Origin of the sequence: uncultured Holdemanella sp., from assembly GCF_934772795.1 — a bacterium.
In the GTDB taxonomy this organism is placed as follows: Bacteria; Bacillota_I; Bacilli_A; order Erysipelotrichales; family Erysipelotrichaceae; genus Holdemanella.
This window is the reverse complement of sequence record NZ_CAKVMR010000079.1, coordinates 1-9141: the sequence shown is the minus strand read 5'-3', so window position 1 is coordinate 9141 and position 9141 is coordinate 1. Positions and strand designations below refer to the sequence as shown.

General features: G+C 30.0%; 8 protein-coding genes. 6 read left to right on the top strand and 2 right to left on the bottom strand.

Annotated features, from left to right (window positions below):
• Positions 1–115: 115 nt before the first annotated feature.
• Genes Q0F04_RS10665 through Q0F04_RS10650 form a run of 4 tightly spaced genes read left to right on the top strand, consistent with a single transcriptional unit; the run spans position 116 to position 4380 of the window.
• The gene (locus Q0F04_RS10665; protein WP_295753143.1) at positions 116–1456 is read left to right on the top strand and encodes a hypothetical protein; all 1341 of its coding nucleotides are present in this window, start codon (positions 116–118) and stop codon (positions 1454–1456) included.
• Positions 1437–1691, top strand: coding sequence for a hypothetical protein (locus Q0F04_RS10660; RefSeq protein WP_295753141.1), 255 nt, complete (start codon positions 1437–1439; stop codon positions 1689–1691). The genes Q0F04_RS10665 and Q0F04_RS10660 overlap by 20 nt, the downstream gene beginning before the upstream one ends.
• A gap of 32 nt (positions 1692–1723) precedes the next feature.
• On the top strand, positions 1724–3754 hold the full coding sequence (locus tag Q0F04_RS10655; RefSeq protein ID WP_295753139.1) for a DUF1430 domain-containing protein: 2031 nt from the start codon (positions 1724–1726) through the stop codon (positions 3752–3754).
• Complete coding sequence (locus tag Q0F04_RS10650; protein WP_295753137.1) at positions 3751–4380, top strand: ATP-binding cassette domain-containing protein; 630 nt, start codon at positions 3751–3753, stop codon at positions 4378–4380. The genes Q0F04_RS10655 and Q0F04_RS10650 overlap by 4 nt, the downstream gene beginning before the upstream one ends.
• Before the next feature lie 682 nt (positions 4381–5062).
• Here Q0F04_RS10650 and Q0F04_RS10645 read toward each other — a convergent pair.
• A complete protein-coding gene (locus Q0F04_RS10645; RefSeq protein WP_295753135.1) occupies positions 5063–6400 on the bottom strand; it encodes a DUF4143 domain-containing protein in 1338 nt (445 codons plus the stop codon).
• Positions 6401–6555: 155 nt separating this feature from the next.
• A complete protein-coding gene (locus Q0F04_RS10640) occupies positions 6556–6885 on the bottom strand; it encodes an ATP-binding protein (protein ID WP_295753133.1) in 330 nt (109 codons plus the stop codon).
• 180 nt (positions 6886–7065) lie between these two features.
• Here Q0F04_RS10640 and Q0F04_RS10635 point away from each other — a divergent pair, with 180 nt between their 5' ends.
• Positions 7066–8127, top strand: a complete 1062-nt coding sequence (locus Q0F04_RS10635) for a glycosyltransferase (RefSeq protein WP_295753130.1) — start codon at positions 7066–7068, stop codon at positions 8125–8127.
• Between the two features lie 61 nt (positions 8128–8188).
• On the top strand, positions 8189–9046 hold the full coding sequence (locus Q0F04_RS10630) for a MurR/RpiR family transcriptional regulator (protein ID WP_295753128.1): 858 nt from the start codon (positions 8189–8191) through the stop codon (positions 9044–9046).
• Positions 9047–9141 lie beyond the last annotated feature (95 nt).

The following is a 9141-nucleotide window of genomic DNA, read 5'->3' as shown; positions in this document are numbered from 1 at the left end:
TGTTTCTTTTGTTAGGTGTCTGGCTAACGAAATTGCTCACATTTCTATTCACCACCCATTTGCAAAAGAGGAGCTTTGTTAAAAAAGAAAGATTTGATTGTAACGGGTGATTGATATGTTGAAATTTATGAAATTTGAAATAAAACGGAACTTAAAAAAATCACAGGTTAAAATATTAATTGGGCTTTTACTTATATGCGAACTTGTCATGTTGGTTGTATTAAACAATAAGGCACAGATAGAAGACGTATTTTCATTATCTCAAGGATCAATGGAAGTTAGTGCTTTAACTCGTTTTAACTTACCTGATTCGAAAAGAAAATATATCGAAAAACAGATTGAATCTGTAAATAATAAAGGGAAGTTTTTTGAATACTACAAAGAGAGTAAACAGTGGAAGAAAATGTATATAACGGGTATGGAAGTCTATTGTTACAATGTGGATATGCGTATGAGCGTACCGATAAAATCACAGTCTACTTTTGATTATACAAATCATGAGAAAGAGTTAAAACAGATTCAAAAAAAATATAAATTAACACGAGTACCACCGAATCCAAAAGATTACACCTGGTTTCAACCTGTAGGAACGGCTGGCTATGAAATGATTCCAACATATCAGCAGGGAGCACGTTATTTTGAGAGATTATACCGAAATGAATTGAGCCCTCTTTGCTATTCAAGCGTAGACAGTGCTACAATTTTAATACAACTAAGTCGAAATGTATTGTTTTTGGGTATTCCCATTCTAATTGTATTGTTATTTTTTAATGTACGAAAAAATTATCATGACGATGGTTTAGATAAATCTTTAATGGTTATACCCGGATTGAAAAGTAAATTTTATATATACAAATTTACTTCAGATCTCATTTTGATTCTTGGTGTAGTATTCGTTCCCATATTAGTATTTTCAATCATTCTAGGCATAAAGTCAGGATTTCAAAATTTTAAATATCCAATTTTAGCTAATGTGGATGGAATTACAGGTTTTAGTTTTTCAAAAATTAAAGATTTTGTAAATGGAACACAACACTGTATTTCGAAAAATGCTATGTATAATGTAGGTTTAACATATTACAGTACAGAAATGGCACGAAATCCTTATTTGGATTATACGACATTAGGAATTGTCATTATTTTGACAGTAGTAATGCTTATATTGTTGATTGGTGTTTATTATCAGTTTACTTTTATGGTTTCTTATCTTATTAAAAATGCGTATATAGGATTATTTATTAGTTTATTTGTTATAGCAGGACTATACTTTTTATCGCCGCTAGGTTCTTTAAATATGATAAATATAATTAATCCACTTACTTATAGAGATCCAACAATGATTATTACTGGAACAAGTAGTTTTCCATATTCAATCGGAATGATAGTATTGCTTATATACAATGTTTTGTTTTTTGTATTAAATAGAAGGGTGTTTAATGAAAATTATTATGAATAAAAAGCCAGGAAGAGTATTATTGATATGCATAATTGTACTTGCTATTATTTGTCCTTTGCATATCTATCATGATAAGAAAAAAGTAGAAGATATAAAGTCTGGTGTAATTGTAATCGAAAATTCAGAAACACCTATTGATGAATTACATCCAGAATTTGCATATTTATGGTTGTTTCCATATGGAATTGTAGAAGTGGTACTACTATCTTTGTATTATGTTCGAACAAGAGATTGATTAATTACAATTGGAAAAGTAGGGAGCAGGTTATGAAAAAAATAATAATGGTTTTGGTTATTTTTATATCAAGTATTATTTTTTATGATAGTTATGTTAACTTGTCACAGAAACAATATAATGATGTGATAAATCTGAGTTACAAGTTTGCTCAAGAAAACGATATGGAAGTTGTTCCAATTGATTTACAATTGAGTGAAGATAAGCAAGAAAGAAAAGAAGAATTTAACCAGGTGTATTCTTTTTTGCAAGAACATTCGTATCCTTGTTTTGTTGGTATAGTTTCTAAAAATATAAAAACGGAATATGTATATCTTCCAAAACAAAATAAATTACCAGTTTATACAGAAGAAAATAAAACGATTGATTTTAACATAAATAGCGATCGTTATTTGTCTTCTTCTTATAAAGATAAAAATAGGTATGCAACGATTGATTTTATTGATCAAGATTATCATAGTGAATACAATAATGTGCATAGAATAAAGACTTTTGCGAATTATATAGAAGATTGGAATGGCAATACATTGTTTCCATTGTACTTTGTCACAAATTCCAAACAGGATTTGTTGAAGGATTTAGAGGATACGAAAATATTATCTGAATTGAAAGTGGATGGTGATATCACAACATCCGATTTTTCTACAGGAGTGATTGACTATTCGTTTCTAAAGAGAATTTTGATGTATTTAGCAATTGCGGTTTTATTATGTCTTTTATCTGATGCATTGACATCTAGAAAAGAAGTTTTTATTCGTAAGATGCAAGGTGCTACTTCATGGTTTATTTATAAGAGGCTATATGGAAAATTTTATTTGTTAAGCATATTGATGTTTGTATTAACACAAGCTTTATTATATCTTCTTATAGTTCAAAATTTTAGAGCTGTTACTCATGAACTCATTCAATATTTATTGCAGTCTGCCCTTCTTTTTGTACTTTGTCTGATTGTAGTTGGATTTATAATATATGTCTTATTAAGTCAAATTCAATCGGTTGTTATATTGAAAAAATCTCAGTTTAGATGGATTTCAATGACTCTGTTTATTTTGAAATGTGTTTTTTTGATTTCAATATTTATACCATTATCGACTTCGTTTAAGTATACATCTCAAGTGGTTCAGGATGGGTATTACTTAAATAAATACAAAGAAACCTATAATAATTATCTTCGTTTAGAGGGTGTTAATATAAATATGTTTTCTTTGGAGTACCAAGATGCGATGAGCCAGTTGAATGAAAAGATTCGAGAATATCCATATATATATGAAGATTTCTCAACCAAAATAAATCGTAATGATGATGAAATAACGTATCCTTATATCATTGTAAATGAGCAGTATTTAAAGGAATATGATTTATATAAGGATGGTAAGCCGATAAAAACATTTAAGCCGGGTACTCTTTATGCTCCAAAATCAGTGAATATAGATGAAAGTTATTGTTTGGCTACGGAGTGTGAGTATGATCAACTTGATGATGGTTATGTCATGCTTTCGCATAGTTTAAGAGAGGATAATTGGCATGTGAAAAATCCAATTATTTATGTTGTGGATGAAAACTATGATATGAGTCAATTTGGTATTTATATTAAGGATAAAGATAAAACCGTAAAGAAATCCATTAATGATTTCTTGAAATCTAAGGGATTGTATCAAAATATGAACTATGCGTATGAAAATTATGATTATGGAAAAAAGACCATGGTAATCAATAAATTGATTATTGATTCAGCTATATTACTTTTTGTCTATGCGATTGTCTTATTCTTGTTCCAGTATCAATCTATATATTTATATTTTTTAGAAAATCGAAAGATGATTTCTTTAAATTGTTTGTTGGGAAAAAACATCTGGCAAAAATATCGTGATTTTATTATTGTGAATCTGTTTGTTTATCTTGTCTTGCTGTTGTGGATGGTTCTAGTTGTAAAAAATATTGCGACAATAGGCTTGTATTTGTGGGTATTCACTATTCTAATCGATTTTATGATAGCTCTAATTTTTAGAACATATTTTGAAAGAAAAAAAGTGTTGTTATCCTTGAAAGGAGATTTGGAATGAAGGTAGTAGTTGTTGATAAGATTCATAAACAATATCATGATCATGTGATCTTTGATGATTTCTCAATGGAAATAGAACAAGGAAGTTTTGTCGCAATACAAGGTGCTTCAGGATCAGGAAAATCTACATTGTTAAATATGATTGGTCTTTTGGATTCTCCAGATAAAGGGAATATTGTGATTTTTGATAAGAAAAATGTAAAACCATTTTCTAGACAAGCTAATAAATTGTTAAAGGCAAAAATAGGATATTTATTCCAGAATTTTGCGTTGATTGATAATAAGAGTGTATATTACAACTTGTATTTGTCTGTTGATCACTTTTCATTTCCAGATAAGAAGGAAAGAATATTAAAAGCACTTGAAGATGTGGGTTTAAAAGGTTTCGAAAATAAAAAGATATGTGAATGCTCTGGTGGAGAGCAACAAAGAGTTGCCTTAGCTCGACTTTTAATCAAACCATGTCAACTGATTTTGGCAGATGAACCTACAGGAAGTTTGGATTCAGTAAACAAAGAGGTTGTGTTTAAAATCCTAAAGAAAATGCAGTCACAGGGAAAAACAATTGTGATAGTCAGTCATGATGAAGAACTTGTAGAAAGAGCGGATTGTATAATAAATATCTAAAAGGCGCTTTAAGCACGCGTATAAGACGCAAAAATAACTGAATATGCTTTAAATAAGAAGACATTCAGTTCTCTAAGATCGTGTGTTGTTCACACAATTGTTTAAGCTAAAATATCAATCAAAATTTATGAGATTTAAAAAATTAATCAAATACCATACAATGTTTATTTGCATGATGAATGTTGTAAAAATTGCATTTGCGTATTATCATGACTGTGATGAAAAACTCCGGGATCCCGCGTGGACCGGGGTTTTTAGAATTTATGAGGTAATAGAGATATCAAGATCATAGATTTGTTCCATGGTCTTTTTTCCTTATGTCATAAAGAAAGCACCGTTTTAAGGGGGCATAAGTGTGAATTCAGGTAACCTCCGTGGTGTATGAAAGACTAATTCAAAAATCAAATAATAAAAATGAGAGTCATTTCATAATTTGAAGTGGCTCTCTTTATGGATTCAGTGGCTCTGCGTAATGGATTGCATGGCTCTGTCCAAATGGAATGAGTGGCTCTATTTTGATGGATTGGGTGGCTCCGCCACCATGGAATACTCAGCATTATACACTATTATTTGAATAATACAGAATATGGAATATTTTCTCGACACGGATTGTTAAAGGATTTTCAGCTCATAAAGATACTTTTTTGTTTAGGTGAGACGAGTTTGTTTGATAATTGTATGCTTATTTCATATTGCTTAAATACTTTTTTAAGAGAAAAGCACAGAAATAAGGGAAAGTGTATATGCTATTAGCATAACCGATATTTCCTGATATAAATTTAATGCCAAATTCAATATCTGGATAGTGATTACTAGTGATTAAAGTACGTAAAGACCTTGCAGTGCCGTTTGTTGCCTTGACTTCTATTGGAATTAAATTTTCTTTATTTCGAACAAAAAAATCTTGTTCCAATGTTGAATTGTCCTTTTTATAGTAATACAGATTATATCCAGCTTTGATTAGAGCTTCACCCACGATGTTTTCATAAAGAGCTCCTTTATATACACCTAAATTTCTATTTATTCTTAAATCTTCTTGAGCTTCATCGTCTAACATAGCTACTAGTAAACCGGAATCAGCAAAATAAATTTTATATTTTGTTTCATCATAATTTCCTTTTAAAGGTAATTCAGGAAATTGCATACAATAACAAATGTTGATAATACCTGCGTCTTTTAACCATTCAATGCATCCGCGGTAGTCTCTAAATCTAGCGTTTTGTGCAACTTTAGTAATCTGAAATTTTTTGTTATCTTTTGCAAGTTGTACTGGAATGTGTTCAAATACATTTGTGATTCGCGTTTGATCCATACCATCAGCATATTTTCTTATATCTTCTTTATAATCGGCGATGAGTTGCTTTTGAATATCAGTAGCCCCTTCAAATGTGCCTTTTTCAATATATTCTCTAATAACTGCTGGCATACCTCCTAAAATACAGTAGTCTAAAAACAATGATGTATATATAGACATTTCGATTTCATTAAATGGTTTTAATTGAATCAAATGTTCTAGCATATCCATAATAGTGGATTCATCATATCCTTTTGCCCATAAGAATTCTTCAAAATCAAAAGAAAACATTTCATAATCTGTTTTATATCCCACGCTATTGCTCTCAATTCTTTGATAGTTTACACCTAACAGTGAACCACTACATATCACATCAAAGCGTCCATCAATTTTGAAAAATTTGAGAGATGTGGCAATTTCCGGAAAGTCTTGTAATTCATCAAAAATTATAAGTGTCTCATTTTTTATAAAGCGTTTGGAAGGATCTATTCTAGATATATTTTTTATGATATCTTGAGTTTTATATCCATCTGTAGTTATCAATTTATAATTAGGCTCTTCTACAAAGTTAATATAAACAACACTCTTATAGTTGTTAAAACCAAATCTAGTAATTGATTCAGTTTTTCCGACTTGTCTTGGCCCTTTAATAATTAGGGGTTTTTTATCTTGGTTCATTTTCCATTTTGACAAGTATAAATCAATTTTACGCTTAAGATATATCATTAAATATCAACTCCTTTATTATAAGTATAGTTAATAAATGTTGTTCAGGCAATAAAAAATCACAAAAAAATAGCATGTTTTATGTACTTATGCACATTTTAATAGCATGATTTTAATATTTATGCACATAATATGTATTTTGAGTTAGAACTTAATTATAATGTATTATAAATACGTTTAACCCCTTCGTTAAGTTCTCTGACATAACCAAAATCAGAAAGAACTCGAGCAATCTTTGGATTTCTTGAATAACGAGTGTATTTCATATTATCTAAAGTTACGATATTTGGTAATTTTCCTGGGCTAAATATTTCCATGTGATCATTAAATAATGAGATGCGAATGTGATCACCTTGTAATGAATAATTTCTATGTGTAACGGCATTTACAATACCTTCAAACCATGGAAATTCTGGATATTCAGGAACGCTTCTAAAAATTCCATCATCGTCTAAATATTGAAAATCTCTAAGTTGTGAATACATTTTATTCTTAATATTTTCTATATAACTCGATTGATGTATAAATCGAAAATTTATAATTATTTCAAATATGTGAAATGATTAAATGTTTTAGAAATGAATAATTTTATCCCATTGTATATATCTTTCGATTCAAAAGACAGATATGATAAAGATGTAGTATTGTAATTTAGGGAGAAGAAAATGGGAGTATATGATAATTGTATTATCCTGATTCCAGCGTTGCAGCCAGATGAAAGAATGATTCAACTGATTTATGGTTTACATAATTTAGACTTTAATAAAATCGCAATTACGGATGATGGAAGTAGTGAGGATCGACAACAATATTTTCAAGAAGCCAAATCTATGGGTGCTTGTGTTATGCATCATTCTAAGAAAATGGGAAAGAGCGTTGCGTTAAGAAGTGCTTTGAGATTGGCGGATGAAAAAATAGGAGAATCTAATTTCTATATTACAGCCGATTGTGATGGACAATACTCACCGGAAGATATTGAAAAAGTCGCAAAAGAATTATTAAACAATCCAGACTGTTTTGTGCTTGGCGTACGTACATATGAAAGAAAAAAAGGAAAGAAAGTAAGATTTTGGATGAATTCTTGCCAGAAGTTATTTTTCCGTATTACCAATCATGGAAAGGAATGTCCAGATCCTAGAAGTGGGCTTCGTGGTTTTCCAGCTTCATTAAAAAAACTAGCACTATGTGCAGAGGGAAAGTCGTATGATTATGAATTGAATTTTCTAGATGCAGCCATACAAAAAACACCAATTGTGGTTGTGCCTATTTGTTCAGACACAAATAATAGGAATGAAACGAGTCATTTTCGTCCAGTAGTTGATTTACTTGGAATGTATCTAAAATTTTGGAAATATTTATTAACATCCAATGTAGCCACAGTCTTTGACTTAGTTTTCTTTATTCTATTTGAAAATTTATTTTTTAAGCTTGGAGCCATTTCAATTTTTATGGCAACCATTTGCGCGAGAGCAATCAGTGGTAGTGTAGGATATATATTAAATCGATATATTAGCTTTCAAAGTAAATTAAATCCAGGAAGAGAAATGGTTCGCTATTCAATTGTGTTTGTCTGTCAGATGGCAGCTAGTGGTATTCTAGTATCTCTATTAAGTATTCTTCCTATACCAACTGTTATTGTGAAAGCTATCATTGATACGATTTTATTTTTTGTCGTCTACAACATTCAGAAGAATTGGGTGTTTGCGGATAATTATATGAATAACTAATTTTTCTCTTTCTATTTTAAGAATTCTTAGATATTATTGGATTAGTTGGAGGGGATATAAGATGAAATTGGAAAAAAGGATAGAACTATGTGATTCTATGACACCGCTAGAGTCAGAAATCGCATCTTATATTTTAAATAATAAAGATGTGGTTATGAAATTAAAGATTCAAGAATTAGCTGATACACTCTTTATATCAAAATCTGCGATTCACCGTTTTGTGAAAAAGATTGGTTTTAATGGTTTCAATGATTTAAAAGTAAGTATCGCAAAAGAAGATGCTGATTTATTAGAAAACAATTCATATATCAATGTGAATTATCCATTTCAGGCAAAGGATAATCCAAGACAGATAGCTTTTAAGCTTTTAGAACTTTATGAAAAGGCTATTAAAGATACTTTTGAATATGTTGATTTAGACCAAATCAAAGCAGTTTCACAATTAATAGATTCGGCGGATGTAGTTGATATTTATACTCATGCCCATAATTCAAATATCGCAGAAAACTTTCAAGATAAAATGTTGAGTATTGGAAGGAGTGTAAACTGTCCAAGCAGCTTTTATAATCAAAGATTAACTGTATTGGCTTCAGATAAAAAACACGTAGCGATTATTCTATCTTATTCGGGAAAGGCTACATTTATATTGCCGATTGTAAAAAAATTATATGAAAAAGGTGTGAAAGTTATACAAATTGGAAAAGCAGGAAGTAATTATTATTCTCAATATGTGACATATCATTTATCTATCAGTGATTCTGAAAATAATCGCGATAGGATGTCTCAGTTTTCAAGTCATATAGCTATGCAATACATTATGGATGTTTTATATGGTTGTATTTATAATGAGAGAAGAAAAAAGAATACAAAATATATTTATGATTCGATTGATTATATGGATGATCGACCAAAGGATTAAAAAGATTCAAAAAGTTTCGGGTAACCAAAATCATTTAGGGTTTTAGCGCAATCATTTGGGGCCTAGTTCGGGGTCTGTGAATATTCGTTAAAATT

Excerpts from the sequence above, each read along its gene's own strand:
- Q0F04_RS10665 (WP_295753143.1), top strand. The coding sequence starts at position 116 with ATGTTGAAATTTATGAAATTTGAAATAAAACGGAACTTAAAAAAATCA.
- Q0F04_RS10660 (WP_295753141.1), top strand. The coding sequence starts at position 1,437 with ATGAAAATTATTATGAATAAAAAGCCAGGAAGAGTATTATTGATATGC.
- Q0F04_RS10655 (WP_295753139.1), top strand. The coding sequence starts at position 1,724 with ATGAAAAAAATAATAATGGTTTTGGTTATTTTTATATCAAGTATTATT.
- Q0F04_RS10650 (WP_295753137.1), top strand. The coding sequence starts at position 3,751 with ATGAAGGTAGTAGTTGTTGATAAGATTCATAAACAATATCATGATCAT.
- Q0F04_RS10645 (WP_295753135.1), bottom strand. The coding sequence starts at position 6,400 with ATGATATATCTTAAGCGTAAAATTGATTTATACTTGTCAAAATGGAAA.
- Q0F04_RS10640 (WP_295753133.1), bottom strand. The coding sequence starts at position 6,885 with ATGTATTCACAACTTAGAGATTTTCAATATTTAGACGATGATGGAATT.
- Q0F04_RS10635 (WP_295753130.1), top strand. The coding sequence starts at position 7,066 with ATGGGAGTATATGATAATTGTATTATCCTGATTCCAGCGTTGCAGCCA.
- Q0F04_RS10630 (WP_295753128.1), top strand. The coding sequence starts at position 8,189 with ATGAAATTGGAAAAAAGGATAGAACTATGTGATTCTATGACACCGCTA.